Origin of the sequence: Bacillus sp. 7894-2 (genome assembly GCF_002272225.1) — a bacterium.
Lineage (GTDB): Bacteria > Bacillota > Bacilli > Bacillales > Cytobacillaceae > Cytobacillus.
In genome coordinates this window covers 1-16,138 of the sequence record NZ_NPDG01000069.1, presented here as the reverse complement: position 1 = coordinate 16,138, position 16,138 = coordinate 1, and the positions used below count along the sequence as shown (strand labels likewise).

15 protein-coding genes are annotated in these 16,138 nt (G+C 44.0%); 6 read left to right on the top strand and 9 right to left on the bottom strand.

Annotated elements, in window-relative coordinates:
- Window positions 1-265 precede the first annotated feature (265 nt).
- From CHI10_RS10755 to CHI10_RS10745, 3 genes are all read left to right on the top strand, one after another.
- Window positions 266-1,525, top strand: a complete 1,260-nt coding sequence (locus CHI10_RS10755; protein ID WP_095244290.1) for an ATP-binding protein — start codon at window positions 266-268, stop codon at window positions 1,523-1,525.
- Between the two features lie 105 nt (window positions 1,526-1,630).
- Complete coding sequence (locus CHI10_RS10750; protein ID WP_095244289.1) at window positions 1,631-2,200, top strand: sigma-70 family RNA polymerase sigma factor; 570 nt, start codon at window positions 1,631-1,633, stop codon at window positions 2,198-2,200.
- Window positions 2,197-3,249: a DUF4179 domain-containing protein gene (locus tag CHI10_RS10745; RefSeq protein WP_095244288.1), complete on the top strand. Its 1,053-nt coding sequence runs from the start codon at window positions 2,197-2,199 to the stop codon at window positions 3,247-3,249. The genes CHI10_RS10750 and CHI10_RS10745 overlap by 4 nt, the downstream gene beginning before the upstream one ends.
- Window positions 3,250-3,357: 108 nt before the next feature.
- Here the strand turns inward: CHI10_RS10745 and CHI10_RS10740 are convergent, their stop codons facing one another.
- The 4 genes from CHI10_RS10740 to CHI10_RS10725 form a co-directional block, all read right to left on the bottom strand.
- A complete protein-coding gene (locus CHI10_RS10740) occupies window positions 3,358-3,951 on the bottom strand; it encodes a histidine phosphatase family protein (protein ID WP_095244287.1) in 594 nt (197 codons plus the stop codon).
- An 84-nt stretch (window positions 3,952-4,035) separates the two neighbouring features.
- Window positions 4,036-4,557: a signal peptidase I gene (gene lepB / locus CHI10_RS10735; protein WP_095244286.1), complete on the bottom strand. Its 522-nt coding sequence runs from the start codon at window positions 4,555-4,557 to the stop codon at window positions 4,036-4,038.
- The gene (locus CHI10_RS10730; RefSeq protein WP_095244285.1) at window positions 4,550-5,092 is read right to left on the bottom strand and encodes a DinB family protein; all 543 of its coding nucleotides are present in this window, start codon (window positions 5,090-5,092) and stop codon (window positions 4,550-4,552) included. Before CHI10_RS10730 ends, lepB begins: the two co-directional genes overlap by 8 nt.
- Window positions 5,093-5,150: 58 nt before the next feature.
- Window positions 5,151-5,975, bottom strand: a complete 825-nt coding sequence (locus CHI10_RS10725; protein ID WP_095244284.1) for an MBL fold metallo-hydrolase — start codon at window positions 5,973-5,975, stop codon at window positions 5,151-5,153.
- Window positions 5,976-6,276: 301 nt separating this feature from the next.
- Here CHI10_RS10725 and CHI10_RS10720 point away from each other — a divergent pair, with 301 nt between their 5' ends.
- Entirely contained in the window at window positions 6,277-7,965 is a 1,689-nt protein-coding gene (locus CHI10_RS10720; RefSeq protein ID WP_095244283.1) for a hypothetical protein, read from the top strand.
- Between the two features lie 42 nt (window positions 7,966-8,007).
- On the opposite strand, the gene CHI10_RS10715 is transcribed toward CHI10_RS10720, so the two are convergent.
- The 4 genes from CHI10_RS10715 to CHI10_RS10700 form a co-directional block, all read right to left on the bottom strand.
- A complete protein-coding gene (locus tag CHI10_RS10715) occupies window positions 8,008-8,853 on the bottom strand; it encodes an STAS domain-containing protein (protein ID WP_095244282.1) in 846 nt (281 codons plus the stop codon).
- Window positions 8,854-9,208: 355 nt separating this feature from the next.
- Window positions 9,209-10,498 (bottom strand): C4-dicarboxylate transporter DctP, encoded by a 1,290-nt coding sequence (gene dctP, locus CHI10_RS10710; protein WP_095244281.1) that lies wholly within the window; start codon window positions 10,496-10,498, stop codon window positions 9,209-9,211.
- Window positions 10,499-10,619: 121 nt separating this feature from the next.
- Window positions 10,620-11,306: a response regulator gene (locus CHI10_RS10705; protein WP_095244280.1), complete on the bottom strand. Its 687-nt coding sequence runs from the start codon at window positions 11,304-11,306 to the stop codon at window positions 10,620-10,622.
- Window positions 11,296-12,897, bottom strand: coding sequence for an ATP-binding protein (locus tag CHI10_RS10700; RefSeq protein WP_095244279.1), 1,602 nt, complete (start codon window positions 12,895-12,897; stop codon window positions 11,296-11,298). Before CHI10_RS10700 ends, CHI10_RS10705 begins: the two co-directional genes overlap by 11 nt.
- Window positions 12,898-12,978: 81 nt before the next feature.
- Here CHI10_RS10700 and CHI10_RS10695 point away from each other — a divergent pair, with 81 nt between their 5' ends.
- Window positions 12,979-14,025: a TRAP transporter substrate-binding protein gene (locus CHI10_RS10695; RefSeq protein ID WP_095244278.1), complete on the top strand. Its 1,047-nt coding sequence runs from the start codon at window positions 12,979-12,981 to the stop codon at window positions 14,023-14,025.
- A gap of 61 nt (window positions 14,026-14,086) precedes the next feature.
- Here the strand turns inward: CHI10_RS10695 and CHI10_RS10690 are convergent, their stop codons facing one another.
- Window positions 14,087-15,280 (bottom strand): class I SAM-dependent rRNA methyltransferase, encoded by a 1,194-nt coding sequence (locus tag CHI10_RS10690; protein WP_095244277.1) that lies wholly within the window; start codon window positions 15,278-15,280, stop codon window positions 14,087-14,089.
- 177 nt (window positions 15,281-15,457) lie between these two features.
- Here CHI10_RS10690 and cbpA point away from each other — a divergent pair, with 177 nt between their 5' ends.
- On the top strand, window positions 15,458-16,102 hold the full coding sequence (gene cbpA / locus CHI10_RS10685; protein ID WP_095244276.1) for a cyclic di-AMP binding protein CbpA: 645 nt from the start codon (window positions 15,458-15,460) through the stop codon (window positions 16,100-16,102).
- The last annotated feature ends 36 nt before the right edge of the window (window positions 16,103-16,138 follow it).

The window sequence follows — 16,138 nt, the reverse complement described above, 5'->3', positions numbered from 1 at the left end:
AAGCAAATGCTTCTGGATTACGTATGTATCTACAATTGAAGTACCCTACATCAAAGGAGGTAAACAGCAAAATAAAAGAAAACAGCGGGACCATTCCGATTAATTCAAAAGAAAACTCATTTACTTTTTACAGGAATTGGTTCTTTAGCTTGCCAAATTTTTGTTTTTTCTGACAATGTTATATAAAAAAAGCAAATGAGTATTGTCAATAATAGTAAAACAATATAGAATTTTCTTATAACCTCACGAAGAGGCAGGTGAAACGATGGAAATTACCAAGCATCTTTTCTTTAATCTATCGCTTTTGATCGTTATCTTGTTTGTTGTGCTTGTATGGGCGGAAAAAAGTTCTAAATTCCGGTTTTCCAAAGGCTGCTCTTTTGTATGGCTTTTGTTTATGATCTGGATATGCTTTCAGTTTTCCTATCAGACAAGCCCCCATTATTTTTTTGATTTACGATTGATACCTGTCATCATCGGCGGTTTATATGCGGGGATTGGCCTTGCATTGGCCGGAACTGTGATTTTGATGAGAAGTTTTTATGGAATAGAGCCTGGGTTTTATTCTAATATTCTTTTATATTTGCCCCTGGGAATTATTCTTTGGAAGTTCTACCCCTGGTTTTGGAAGCAGGTGCCCCGAAAAAGGATTCGCTTTTCGGTTATTATTACCCTGATTTTAAGTGTACTGACGGTCATAGTAATGGAACTAAGCGCGCCGCCACAAAACCGGTTCGATGCCTGGTTTGCCTATTTGATGATTCCGCCATTGGGTGTTTTTATGATTACATATGTATTTGAATTTGCTAAAAGAAATCTGGATATGCGTGAGAATCTCGTCCGGGCCGAAAAACTTGAAGCTGTCGAGCAAATGGGTGCAGCCATCTCCCATGAAATCCGCAATCCCCTGACAGCCGCGATCGGATTTGTTCAGCTTTTGCAGGAGCAGCGGCTGCCACCGCGAAAAAGGGTGGAATATTTGAACATTGTGAAGGCTGAGCTGGAATCAGCGGAGCAGGTCATCCAGAACTATTTAACCTTTTCCAAGCCATCCTTGGATAAGATCGAGGAGATCAATGTAAAAAAAGAGCTCATGCAGGTATTGAATATATTAAAGCCGACAGCCAACCAGAATTCCGTCGAAATCAATGCCCACTTTTCCCTCCTCGGATCTATTAAGGGGGATCGGCAAAAATTCCACCAATGCTTCTTGAATGTAATTAAAAATTCAATTGAGGCCATGCCGCGCGGCGGGCAATTATACATAGAAACGCACTACAGCAGCAGCCAAATCACCATCGAAATAAAAGACACTGGCGTGGGCATGACTCCAGAACAGCTTCAGCGCCTGGGAGAACCCTATTATTCTACTAAAGGCTCCAAAGGGACCGGCCTTGGAATGATGGTCGTATTCAGTATTGTAAGAGCCATGGATGGCAATGTCCGTGTCAAAAGCGAAGTCGATAAAGGAACTGTTTTCAGCTTTACTTTTCCGAATTATAAGTCGGAAATACATAAGGACTAACAAAAAACAGCAGCGTCAACACTGCTGTTTTTCTTTTTTCCAATTTTTATGGAACCTCGAACCAGTACCCCTCGTCTAAGTGTTACCAACGAAAGGAGCATAAACATGCTGGTAAAAATAACAGACAATCAAGGGCCGCCCCTTCAATCCGATACAGAGTCCAAAGAAGAGAAGCTTATTTGGCTAATGGATAAATATGGGGACATGGTTATCAGGGTTGCCTTCTCCTATTTAAAACAAAAGCAGCTGGCTGAAGACGTATCTCAGGAAGTTTTTATTAGCTGCTACCAGAACCTTGAAGGTTTTCAGAAGAAAGCTGCCTATAAAACCTGGCTTTACAGGATCACTGTCAACAAATGCAAGGATGTTTTAAAAAGCTGGTCTTATAAAAATTTATTTTATAAAGAATGGATTGGATCCCTGCTGGCAGATCGAATGGATTCTGTTGAAACTGAGCTGCTTCATATAGAAAATAAGGAGTATCTGTATAGCAGAGTTCTTAGGCTCCCTTTGAAAATGCGTGAAGTCATTATCCTTCACTATTATGAAGAGCTAACGCTTGCCGAAATTTCCGACCTCCTGAGCATAAATATGAATACAGTCAAAACGCGGCTTCACCGGGCAAGAAATTCCTTAAAAGACGTTCTTTCAGATAAGGGAGATGAACAGACATGACCAATCATTTTAAATACCCTGATAATCAAATTCGATTCGAGGATAGACAAAAAGAAATGGTATTAAAAGCTGTAAGACCTAACTCATATTCTTTTCAAAAGAAAGAAAGAATAAGCCGGAAAAAGAAATGGGCTTATGCAGGTACAGCTGCAGCAGCTTTGTTCATTCTTTTTATCGGGACAGCTTATTTTTCTCCCGGAATGGCAAAGGTAGCCGCCAAGATTCCTTACTTCAGCGTATTTATAAAACAGGAAGAATACAAATATGCTTTATATGATGTCATTAGTGATACTGCTAATAAGCATCGCTATGACTTGAGAAGAATGGATGCCTCCATCCCCGATAAAGAGTTAACCGTCTGGCTTGGAGGAACAAAGGAGGATGTAAACAGCATTAAAGGAGATGTAAAAAAATCCTTCAGCCACTCATTAAAAGATCATAACTTTGGTGCGTATGATATCAGAATAAAAAGGGACAAACATGATAACACGATACCAGAAGAAACCCCTGAAATGAAAAAGCAGCAAGCTGACAGCCTGGAGCTGGAACAAAAAATCATTAAAGCGCTTGAAGCGAATAATTACACGATGGCCTTCCCAGTTCAGGCAAGGATAAATGAAATTGAGAAATACATTTTTGTAGCTATTCCGAAGACCGAAGAAAGGACTGACGAGCTTAATAGTTTATTGAATTCCATTTCAAGTGAATATGGAAAGGGGTTCAAATATGACATTAGACAGATTGATATGGAAGCCAGAGAACAGGAACAGCAATGGGATGAAGCCGGAGTCATTCACGTCATCGCAAGCGGCTTGATGGAAAACAAAGAATTCAAGGTAAAAGGGTTTTCATACTCGTTCCATCCTCTCCCGCTGCAAATAAAGGTGAAAACATCCGTGAAAGCAGATGATCCGGACGCAAAGGTGCTGGCAGAACGCATTGAAGAGGAAATCAAGAGCTTCTTACAAACACATGAAAAAGCAGAAGATATTCGAAATGACCCATATGAGCTGACGATCTTAAGTAAAGATAAAAAGAAAATAAATTAAAATATGTACTGGTAAGCTTTGCCTCCCGGTTCGGGGAGGCTTTTATTTTTCTCTCAGGAAAAGGCTGCGATTCCGCCTGTCCGGCCTCTTTTGCTTATGCTTTTTTCATTATGATTCTATCTGCTCCGCTTCCAAATGCTTCGTGCAATTATAAAGCTCACAGTCCCACTTGCTTTCTTTTATTAACAGTTCCGTGATAGATGTGTTTTTCGGCGGAGTGGATAGGTCTGTCTGCGGAACCAGCTCTCTTAACAGATGGCGAATGAAGGCGCCATGGCTTACAATCAGCACGTTTTCGCCCGGGTGCTTTTCTGTAATTTCCTGCAGGAAGCCAAGCCCTCTTTCCATAACACTTTCTTTCGGCTCGAAACCAAGGTCCATTTCACGCCAATTCTGGCCCCATTTTTCAAGTCGTTCGGCTTCTGTTGTGCCTTCAATCATTCCGCCGCCGACTTCTCTAATTCGGGGATCGAGGTGAAGGGGAATGGAGCCGTTTCTCTTCTGAATGGCTTCTGCCGTCTGCCTTGCCCTTAAGAGATTACTGGAGTAAATTACATCCCAGTTTTCGCCGCTAACCCGTTCCGCCAGGCGTTCTGCCTCGGCCAATCCTTCTTCATGGAGAGGAATATCCGAGCTTCCCTGTGCGCGCCCCTCCTTGTTCCAAGCTGTAATCCCGTGTCTAATCAATCCGATTTTTGTCATATGTAAAAACATCCTTTCTTTTGAATAGATTGTTCAGGTGTTCCCTTATCTAAGTAAAAAGAGCGGTGCTTGCCGCCCGTGTAGCTAATCTACTTTCCTCATGCTTGTAAAAGGATACCAGACAAATTCACTGACGCCAATAATGCGCTCTTTCTCAATAAAACCGAGCCCATTTCGGCTGTCCAGGCTGACAAGGCGGTTGTCCCCCATGACGTAATAGTGATCACTCGGAACCGTGAGAGGACCGAAGTCACCGGTCAGTTTGCTGACAATTCCTTCTGCTGCTTCGCGATTTTCAGTAAGGTAGTCTTCATCCCATTGCTGGCCGTTAATATACAGATGGTCTTCCTTCATTTCCAGTTCATCGCCGGGGAAACCTATTAATCTCTTGACATAGTTCTTTTCATCGCCCCTGATGATGACAATATCGCCTCTGTTCAGTTCTTTTAATTTATTTACTAATATTTTTTCCTCGTCATGAAGGGTAGGATCCATGGAGGCTCCTTCCACATAGTACGGTGAAAAAAGAAAGACTCTGATGACCAGTGCGATTCCAAAGGCAATCAAAAGGGACTTGAGCCAGCTCGCTATTTCATGCTTATTCATGTGCTACACCAAAGCTTTCTGCACCCATATACCGGTCTTTGATTAAGGTGCGGTGGTGAAGTTCATGTCCGGCAATGATATAGGCAATGGCTCTGGCGGTAACTCTGGTGCCGTTCGCATTCCCTCGCCTCAGCAATGCCTCATCATCCAGGCTTTTCAGTAAAGCAATCGTATTTTGGCGAACCTGGGACAGCTGTACTGAAAGCTCCCCAATGCTGAAGGAGTTGAATTTGCCATTCTTTACATACTGGTTATCATCATATCCCGGCAGCTCAGCCTTCTCCCCTCTGCCAATGCAAAGCAGGCGGTAGCTCATGATACGTTCAGTATCTGTAATATGGCCGATCACTTCCTTAACCGTCCATTTTTCCGGAGCATAGCGGAAATGTGCCTGGTCTTCATTCAGGTCTTTTACCAGATTGTTTGTCTCCTTCATTTGTTCATCGAGGATTTGCAGAAGGTCCCTTTCCGGTACTGAGCTGACGTATTTCTCATAATATGGTGCATACTCATCCAATCCAGGTTTCTTTAACATCTCGTTCCCTCCCATTCTATTACCTTATTTTACTGAATTTTCACCCATAGAGCCAACTTCAGGTCTGAAAAAGCTCGCCCCTGATTGCTTTAACATACCGTTCGGCTGATCGCTGCACTGCAAGGTCTGCCTCCTTTTCTACCACTCTGTGAAACGCATTGTAAATCCGGTCAAATGACAGTGGTCTGATTTTGCCGGCCATCCTTTCAACTGTTTCAGCGGGAAGCGGAATGAGGTTCGGATAGCTGTACATGAAGCTGACCCAATCCCTGTCCGCAGCGACCTGAATGATGTCGCCGGTAAGCATGACGCCTTTGCCCCCATTCCCCTTTTCCCAATGAAGGACAGCACCGCCTTTAAAATGGCCGCCGATGCGGTGGATGACCAGGCCATCATGAATCTTAAGGCTTTCTCCGCTCCAGAAAATGATGTGATCACTTTCCCTAATTACCCACTCCCTGTCGTCTTCATGGATATAAATCGGCGCATTGAATGCTTCCGCCCATTCAACTTGTGCTGAGTAATAATGGGGATGGGACAGTGCAATCGCGCTAATCCCGCCCAGTTCTTTGATGGCTTCAATCGTGCACTCATCAAGATAGGTAATGCAATCCCACATTAGATTAAAACCGTTATGCTGAACAAGATAAGCTGTCTGGCCGATGGCAAACTCCGGAGCTGTTTTCAAGCTGTAAAGATTGGATTCCTCCCGCTTTATTTCATTCGTATAATTTTGGCTTTCCGTCATTTCATGTAAAATAGTCCACTCTTGGCCGCCGGGTCCAACATACTGGCGCTCTTCCATGCAGATCGGGCAGCTTTCAGGCTGTTGATCGCATGGTGGAAATTGCGTTCCGCACGTTTTGCATATATATTTTTCCATAAATAATGCCTCCGTTTCTCATACTGGTTATATTAACCATTTTACTGCTGGAAACGTTCTGTTAAATCGACGTTTCGGCTGAAACCGGCTACAGATTTAGACTGAGGACTTATACTTTAAGCTTAATAAATCTACTTCACAATGGAATCCTATTCCTATTCGGGTTCGGTGCAGAAAAATCCTTCCTTTTAAGGATTATGCAGTCCTGAGGCACAAGAACACTTAAGGATCAGCTTTTTGAAACTTTTTTTATTTTCATCCGTAGAGGATACTAACGAACTTAATTTAGGAGAGATTCATTATGGGAAATATATTTATTTTTTCACTCATCGCCGGACTGGCGATTTCAATCCTGCTTATTCCGTTTAGCTATAAAGCGAAGGAAAAGGCGAAGGAAAACAAAGGCAGGAAAATGGGAACCGGAATCATGGCCGCCACAGCTGCTTTATCTGTGCTGCTTGTTTTTGCCGTGTATTATTTAACCAACCTGGACCGTAACTTGACCAGCTTGTGGCTGTTCGCGGTTATCGCTTCTGTAATCGGGGCCGTTTTCGCGACTGGCCGGGAGCGTATGATCAAAATGGGTGTGTTTGTCCTTAGTTTAGCTGCAGGGGCTTTCTTTCTGACAGCTTTCCTGTTTAATGCAGACGATAAGTATGAAAGTGCCAAAATGAAGGAAAAAACGGAGATTGAAACGTTTGATGAAAAAGAAACACCGGCGAGCGTGCCGCCTAAGTTTGCGCGCAATAAGATGAAGAAGGCTTTCGGGCAGGTTCCTAACACAAGTTATTATGAACTTGGCAGCCTGCAAATCCAGAAAGTCAATGGAGAGTATGTATATATTGCGCCTGTTGAGTTTTCGGGCTTTTTCAAATGGTTGAATGGGGATAAGACACCAGGCTATTTTACAATTAGCGCGACTGATTCCTCAGCTAATCCAAAATTCATGAAGAGCGATATGGTGTACACACCATCCTCTTATTTTAATAAAAATATAGAGCGCCATATCCGGATGCAGTATCCGCAAGCCATTTTTTACGGAGAAGTGCAGCTGGAAGTGGATGACGACGGAAAGCCGTTTTATATTCGCTCGTATGGTGAGTTTATATCGGCGCGAAACGGTTTTGATGTTCAAGGGGTAGTCATGGTTGACCCGCTGAACGGACAGACAAAGTCTTATAAACTTGCGGATGTGCCGGCCTTTATTGATGGAGCAGTTTCCCCTGAGACGGTCAGTCTGCAGAACAGCTATTTCGGAAATTATATCCATGGCTTCTGGAACAGCAAATTCGGAAAGTCTGATGTAAGGCTTCCATCTGATGAGGGAACAGAAGCCAATGTGAGCCCTATTTTTGATGAAAATGGCGACATGTACTACTTCACTGATTTTACGAGTCCAAAAGAAGGCGTTGACTCGATGCTTGGCTATTCTCTGACAAATTCAAGGACGGGCGAAGCGACCTTCTTTACAGGCAATCTTGAAGAATCTTATATGGATTCGCAGGGTGCTCTCCAGATTATTGAGAAAAAATTCATTGAGAAGAAATGGAGCGGCGAAATGCCTGTTCTGTATAACTTCTACGGTGAAGCGAGCTGGCTGACGCCTGTTCTGGATGCCAACGGATTCCTGCAGAACTATTTCATTGTTTCAGCTGCCAATCCGGAAATTTCCGCCTATGGCACAACGCCAAATGAAGCATTGCGTTTGTATAAAACCGCATTGCAGCGGGGCGGAGGCACGGTTGACGGAAGCTCGAAAGCAGAGGAAAAACAGATAAGCGGTACTGTGGTGCGGGTGTATAAGGAGAAATCCGGTGATTTCACCGTTGTATCATTCCTTCTGGACAACCGCAAAAGCTATGTGGTTTCATCTGAAACCGTGCCGATGGCCATTTACCTGCAGGACGGTGATCAGGTCAGCGTTAACTATCTGGATACAGGTGAGGCATTCCTGCCTGTGAAGGAAATGAGTATTAAAGGATTGGAATAGATGCAAAAACACGATGAAGACATTCTTCATCGTGTTTTTTTATTAACCTGCGATTATGTTCGCTGATTTAATGGCACTCGATAGCGTGGATTTGATGCTGACGTGATCAAAAGACAGCCCAAGCTGTACTGCGGTTTGGGCAATTTCCGGTCTTAACCCGGAGATTGTGGTCTTTACGCCGATCAGGCTTAGCGCTTCGATCAGCTGGAATAGCTTATGGGCTACCATTGTATCGATCATGACTACGCCTGAAAGGTCAAGAAACAGCTGGCTGACGCCTAATTTATTGCATTGCTGCAGTGTATTTTCAAGCATGATTTTCGCTCGTGCTGTATCAATATCCCCGACAAGCGGCAGAAGTGCGATATTTTCTGTCAAAGAAATGACCGGGGAGCTGAGCTCAAGGATTAAAGCCTGCTGAGCCTGCAGCCTCTTCTGGGAATGGTTATTATACTCTTCCGTGAACCAGGTAACTATTTCCCCAATGGTTCTGATGATCATCCTGCGCCATAAGGCGATATGTTTGTCATCATATTGGCCCTGATTGATTTCAAGGAACTGCTCAAGCAGATTCAAATACTGTTCCTGAGTGTTAAAGAACTCCTTGTGAATCATCTCAAGAGGTGTGCGGAGATGTTCATCATCCTGCGCCACATTGACAATCCAGACTTCCAAATCATTAAAGAAGGATTCTTCATCTTTATGGAACACTTCGGAGAACTTCTTGTGAAATTCGTAATTTTGCTTTTTTACGCCTTCGATCACAGCGGGGTCTTCCGAGGCATACACTCCGCCGCTCTCTTCTTTATTTACGCTTTTATACCATTCTTCAGTTAAATCCCACGTTTTCTCAAGGAAAAATTGATATAGATCATGATTACGATGCATGCCTGTCTCCCCTAACCGACTGTTCTTTCAATATCAATATTTTAACCGATGGGATATAAAAGTGTCGATTTTAAGCTCCTGGCTATTTCCCTGCTGTCCGGATACTGATGGTCTGCCCCTGTTCCCGGAAGCATTATGCTCTATGCGGAAGCTAGGATATGAAGGATGATGGCAGGTTTCGCGTTTATTCAACAATTTACTTTTCAATCAAACGTTTGATTGAAATGACCTGAAAGCACTTTCCCATCTGATCTTTCCCCGGGAAATAGCTGCAGGAATTGTCGTCTGCACTGCTGGTCTTTCGACAAAAAAAAGACCATTCCCCTTAGCGGAGAATGGCCTTTCCCTTTATACTTTATACTGCCTGCTTTTGCTGTTCCTGCTTCATTAATTTCATTTCACTGATGGCTTTCTTAGCCTTATTTTCATCAAACTCATTTTCGCTCTTTGCTACAACCATTGTTGCGATTCCATTTCCAATCAGGTTCACGATCGCTCTTCCTTCACTCATGAAGCGGTCTACGCCAAGAAGAAGCGCCAATCCTTCAAGAGGAATAACCTGAAGGGCTGCAAGCGTGGAAGCCAATACGATAAATCCGCTGCCTGTTACACCTGCTGCACCTTTTGAAGTCAGCATGAGCACTAATAAAATGGTAACCTGCTGGCCGATTGTCAGATCCACTCCGAACACCTGGGCTAAGAAGACAACCGCCATGGACAGGTAGATGGATGTCCCGTCCAGGTTGAAGGAATAGCCGGTTGGAATGACAAGTCCAACTACTGATTTGGAGCAGCCGATGCGCTCCATTTTATCCATCATTCGCGGAAGCACTGATTCTGAAGAACTGGTACCTAATACGATCAAAATTTCATCTTTGATGAACTTCAGATAATTCCATAAGCTGAATCCGTACATTTTGCAGATGATGTTCAAAACAACAAAGATAAATAAGAACATGGTCACATACACGGAAATCATCAGTTTGCCAAGCGGTACAAGTGAGGCCAGTCCGAAATGCCCAATTGTATAGGCCATGGCTCCAAATGCTCCAAGCGGGGCTGCCTTCATGATATAGCCGATGATTTTAAAGAAGACCAATGATAGCTTATCCAAAAATTCAATGACGGTTTTGCCTTTTTCCCCAAGAGCCGCCAAGCCGACACCGAATAGAACAGAAAAGAATAATACCTGCAGGATATCGCCTTTTGCAAAAGCATCCACCATGTTGGAAGGAACAATATGTGTCACAAACTCAATCCAATTAATGCCCTCTCCGCCATTGGCTGTGTACTGTGAAACATCTCCTTTTTCCAATTCATTAAAGTTCAGTCCTGCACCTGGTTTAATGACATTAACGACCATCAGGCCAATCATTAAAGCAAGTGTAGTAACAATCTCGAAGTATATGAACGCTTTTCCGCCCACTTTGCCGACTTTTTTCATATCGCCCATTTTAGCGATTCCAAGGACGATGGTCAGGAAAATAATTGGGGCGATGACCATTTTGACTGCGTTGATAAAGGTGTCGCCGACCGGCTTCATTTCTTTACCGACTTCCGGCCAAATCAGCCCGACCATAACACCGATAAAAATAGCCGTTAACACCTGGAAGGTTAAATTCTTATAAATCCGCTGCTTCTTCACTTTTATCCCAGCTCCTTTTTCTAACTATTCATTCTATTAGAAATGATAGCGTTTTCAGAGAAATGAGAGAAGTTTATGGTCATAACGGATGTTTTGTTCATTTTGGTCTCAGGGAATGCAACTAAACGATGACATACCGATTCACAGGTCTGCCCACGCCTCCGTACTGCACATCCAGCCGGATTGCACCGCTTTTTTCAAGATAATCAAGATAGCGGCGGGCGGTGACTCTGGCAATGCCGATGCCGTTCGCGACTTCTTCGGCAGAGCGGGGTTCGGTCTGCTGTTTCATGAAAGCAGTAATTTCATTTAAAGTGAATTCATTTAGCCCTTTCGGCAGAACATTTACTTCTTTTTTCACCTGCCTGGCATAAATCAGGGCATCAAGCTGCTCCTGTGATAATGTGCCCGATTCCTTCAGGCTCTCTCTGTAATGTCGGTATTTTTCGAGGGCCTGCTGGATCCTGTTCAGCTTAAAGGGCTTGATAATATAATCCCTGGCGCCGTTTTGAAGCATCAGCTTAATGGTTTCCTTATCCTTTGCAGCGGAAACGACGATGACATCAGAATCGAGGTGCTGCTTTCTGAATTCCTGCAGAGTTTGAATGCCATCTTTCTTCGGCATAAAAATATCTAAAATCACCAGATCAGGCTGCAGCTTTTTCGCCAGGGCAATGCCTTCCTCCCCATTCCCGGCCGCAGCAATGATTGTAAAGCCGGGCACACTTGCAATAAATTCCTTATTCACTTCCTGGACCATTGGGTCATCTTCAATCAGCAGCACACTGATTTCTTCATTAACCGCCATGTAATTCTCCCTCCGCTTCCATCGGAAAAGTAATCGTAAAAGAAGTTCCTTCATTGGGGCCAGTTGATACCTCGATCGCTCCTCCGCCTTTTTCTGCAATTTGTTTGACAAGGTAAAGCCCGTAGCCTGTCCCGCCAGATTTATTGGCGGTAAATCCTTTTTCATATATTCTCGGCAATATCGCTTCCTCTATCCCGCTGCCGTTATCTTCCACCAGCACCGCACAAATCTCATTCGTCTGTTCAATGCTGATGTCAATTTTTCTATCTTCACGTTCACTATGCTCAAAAGCCCCGAAAGCATTCTCAATCAGATTGCCCAGCAGCAAAACAAAGTCATGGTGATCCAGGTTGCTCGGAAACTCCTCCAGATTGCTGTTTGGGTCGATAACCACCGTGATGCCCAATTCCTTGCCGCGCCGTACTTTGCTTAATAAAAGCCCTGCAATGGCATCATTCCTAACTTTATCACTGAGGAAATTCGAAAGGTTCTCCTGTTCTTCAGATGCATCAAACGTCAGCTGGAGTGCTTTATCGGCTTTTCCTAACTGAATCAATCCGGCAATGGTGTGAAGCTTGTTCATATGTTCATGGTTCTGCACCCTGAGCGCCTCAACAAAGCTTTTTACACCGGTCAGCTCTTCGGCCAGTTTCGTAACTTCCGTGCGGTCCTGGAAGATGGCCACAGCTCCAATCTTCTCATTGTCTTTCCGGATGGGAATTCTGGTGCTCAGAATGACCTTTCCGCTTACAATGATCTGTTCGTTATAGACAGCACGATTACTTTCTACAATCTCGGGAAGCCTTGTGTCCTTTAGCACATCCCTAATTTTTTTACCTGCGACTTTGCCTGATACATTAAAAATTTTCTTTGCCTTTTCATTGAAAATCGTAATGTTTTCCTGGTTATCAATCGCAATTACACCTTCATTGATCGAGTGGAAAGTGGCTGTCCTTTCCTCCAGCATCCGTTTGATTTCATGGGGCTCCAGCTGAAACATCTGCTTTTTAATATGATTGGCGAGCATTAGAGAGCCGATCAGCCCAAATATGAGCGTCAAAAGCACAATGATGCTGATCTCGTCTGCCAGATTTGTGATAATCTCCGTAATCGAAGGGATCTTATTGCCGACAACAACCACGCCGATTTGATTGAGGCTTTCATCTTTAATCGGGATGAATGCGCGGATAAAGGTGCCGACGTCTCCCTCTGCCTTGGAAAAATATATATGCTCGGCAAAAGCCGGTTTCTCATCCTCACCTGATGATGGCCTGCCGATCAGCTCCCTGACCGGATGGGAATAGCGGATACGCTCCATATTCATGATCACGATATAGTCTGTTTCATTAATAATCCGGATTTCCTCTGCAACTTTGTTTACTGTCTTCCAGCCCTGCGGCTGCAGGATTCCTTTTTTTACATCTGACAGCTCTGCTACCGTTCTGGCGGTATTCATCGAGCGTATCCTCAGTTCTTTTTCTTCCTGCTCCTGGATGTTTGCGATCACGACCATCCCGCCAATCAATAGAGAAAAAATGACGACGGCATAAGACAGGATGGTAATCTTCCAGCGGATGGGCAGCTGATTCACAAGGGGTCCCTCCCTTCTGTCTTTACGGATAGAATTCTTGTAAGTATGATAACATTAATAGTTTTAAAAAGGAGGATTCAAATGAAAAGCTATATTCTCCTTGCCGGCATGGTTTTGCTGCTGGCTGCCTTCTTGGGCTATCGAAGCTTTTTTCCGGGGGAAGAGATTCCCTACGATGATGACCAGGAAGGGCTCAAGGATCAAATTGTCTTTAAATTCAGCCATGTGGTGGCAGAAAATACGCCGAAGGGCCTTGCCGCTCAACGGTTTGCAGATCTTGTCGCCGAAAAATCGGATGGCCATATTAAGATAGAAGTGTTTCCAAACGGCAGCCTTTATTCTGATATTGAAGAAATCAATGCGCTTAAGGAAGGACAGGTTCACTTTATTGCCCCTTCCACCTCTAAGCTTGGGATGCTTTCGCCTAAGTGGGCCGTGCTGGATTTGCCCTTTGCCTTTCCTTCACGTGAGGCTGCACTTGAAGGCCTGAATGGGGATATCGGCAAGCAGCTGCTGGATTCTCTAAAGGGGGACGGCATTAAAGGGCTCGCCCACTGGCCTAATGGATTTAAGCAGATCACCACGAATAATGGGCCCATTCAAAAACCGGAGGATGTGAAAGGGCAATCCTTCCGTATTATGCAAAGTGATGTGATATCGGCCCAATTCAGCCGCCTGAAGGCAAAGACTATTCAGGATTCCTTCAATTCCACTTATAAGCTGCTGGAGGATGGTGAAGTGGATGGTGAAGAAAACACGGTTTCCAATATCTACTCAAAGAAATTTTATAACCTGCAAAAGCATATGACAATCAGCAATCATGGCTATCTGGGGTATGCGGTGATGATGAGCGGGAAGGTCTGGAATGAGCAGAGTGAGGAAACAAAGAAGATTCTGCTCGAGGCAATGGAAGAAACAACTGAATGGAATAGCCGGATGGCCTTTGAAATGAACGAAGAACTACTTGAAAAAATCAGGCAGAATTCCTCCATTCAGATACATGAGCTCACACCCGAAGAAAAAAGGGAATGGCAAGATGTACTGGATCCCATCTATGAAGACTTCTCACAGGATATCGGGAAGAATCTGGTGGAAGAGATGAAGGAACTGCGGGGTAAATATGAATGAATGAAGGTGACAGGTACCTATACCAGTTGGCCGAAGTGGTATAGGTGCCTGTCACCCTTTGTTACAGCTTCTGTATGACTGCTACTTTAAGGTAGTCTCCTTCTTTGAATTCCTTAATGGTGCGGAAGTCTTCAGGAAGGGTGAATTCCTCCAGGATTTTGTAGCGGTCCCCTGTTTGTGCGAACGCTTTTTTGATAAAGTCTTTGAATTTCTTCATGCTGAATGTGCTGCAGTTGGATGAGGCCACAATGATTCCGTCTTTTTCTGTAATTTGGATTGCCTGAGCGAGCAGCTCCGGATAATCCTTTCTGGCGCTGAAAGTATGCTTTTTGGAACGGGCAAAGCTTGGAGGGTCCAGGATGACCATATCAAATTTCAGCTGTTTCCGAACAGCATATTTGAAGTAGTTGAACACATCTTCCACAATGATATCCTGTGCCTCAAAATCAATGCCGTTAACGCTGAACATTTCGATGGTTTTGCTTTTGCTGCGGTTGGCAAGGTCGACACTGGTTGTTTTCACTGCTCCCCCTAATGCGGCAGCAGCTGAAAAAGCGCCCGTATAAGAGAACGTGTTAAGTACCGTTTTTCCATTTGAATACTTGTCCCTGATCGTCTTCCGTACATGCCTCTGATCAAGGAATACACCAACCATGGCCCCATCATTCAAATAAATGGGAAACCTGATTCCATTCTCCTTCACCATCAGCGGAAAAGATGCCCGTTCCCCTGCTGCAAAATCATCGTCCTCTATATAAGTGCCCTTTACAGCAAACCGTTTCTTTTCATACAATCCTTTTACATCAGCACTGTTCATGAATGCCTGAATCACCGTATCCCTGAACGTATAAATGCCTTCACTGTACCAGCTGATCACATAAAAGCCATCATAATAATCAATCGTGATGCCTCCGATTCCGTCTCCTTCTCCATTAAAAACACGAAAGGCGGTTGTATTGGGATCATGGAACAGAGCTTCACGTCTTCTTAACGATTCTTGGAATTTCTTCGCAAAAAATGCTTCATCAAAGGTTTCCTGAGGATTTCGCGACAGTATCCAGCCCCTGCCTTTATTCTGCTTTCCATAATATCCTTTGCCGATAAACCGGCCGCTCTCATCAGTCAGCTCAATGACCGCACCCTCTTCGATGTTCTTCGGAATCCGCTGCACCGACTCCTCCGTCACAAGCGGATAGCCATCCCTAAAACTATTCTTATATTTAGAAGCCGCGATTAATTTGATAGCATTACTCATAAATTCACCCAATCATTTTGTTAGTATAGCTATCATTGTAACATTAAAAGTGACAGGTACCTATACCACTTGGATGAAGTGGTATAGGTACCTGTCACCATCTTTCTAATTTATTATCATTCCCGGATAGGCACGGGCATAGAATAGAGAAGGTTAGGGGTAAAGGAGGATGCTCGTATGCTGATTCGCCATCAGATGGTGGATAAAAAAGATGTCCGGTTTTGTGATGAAACCTTTAATTTGGAACAGGCACTGCAGTTTTTAAATAAAACTGGCTACCGCTGTGTCCCTATTCTGGATGCCGCACATACAAAGTTTGTCGGCAATATTTATAAGGTTGATATTTTAGAATATAAGGAAAATCATTCTTTGGATGAACCGATTACGGCTCTGGCTAAAGACCAGCAGACTATAATTGATGAGGATGACTCCTTCATGAAAGCCTTTTTCACGCTGAAGAGATATCCTTATCTGCCGGTTGAAAATGACCAGGGGCAGTTTGTCGGATTGCTGACACATGCGGCCGTACTGGAGCTGCTGGAGGAAGCGTGGGGACTGAACCGAGGCAGCTATACGCTGACTGTGGGAAGCTATGGCACACAGGGAACATTGAAAAAGATAAGCAGTATTATCAGTAAATACAGCGATATCCAAGGAGTCATCTCACTGGATTCATCCAACTTCCATGTCAGTCTGATACGCCGTATCCTTTTTACATTGCCGAAGGATACGACAGAAGAAACTTTAGATAAAATCAAGAAAGAACTGGACACAAATGGATTCCGTGTGATCGGAGTCGAGTGTCATAATGGAGAATGCTGATAAAGTGAAACTTCAATCAGTGGGGGGGTTCCTTAT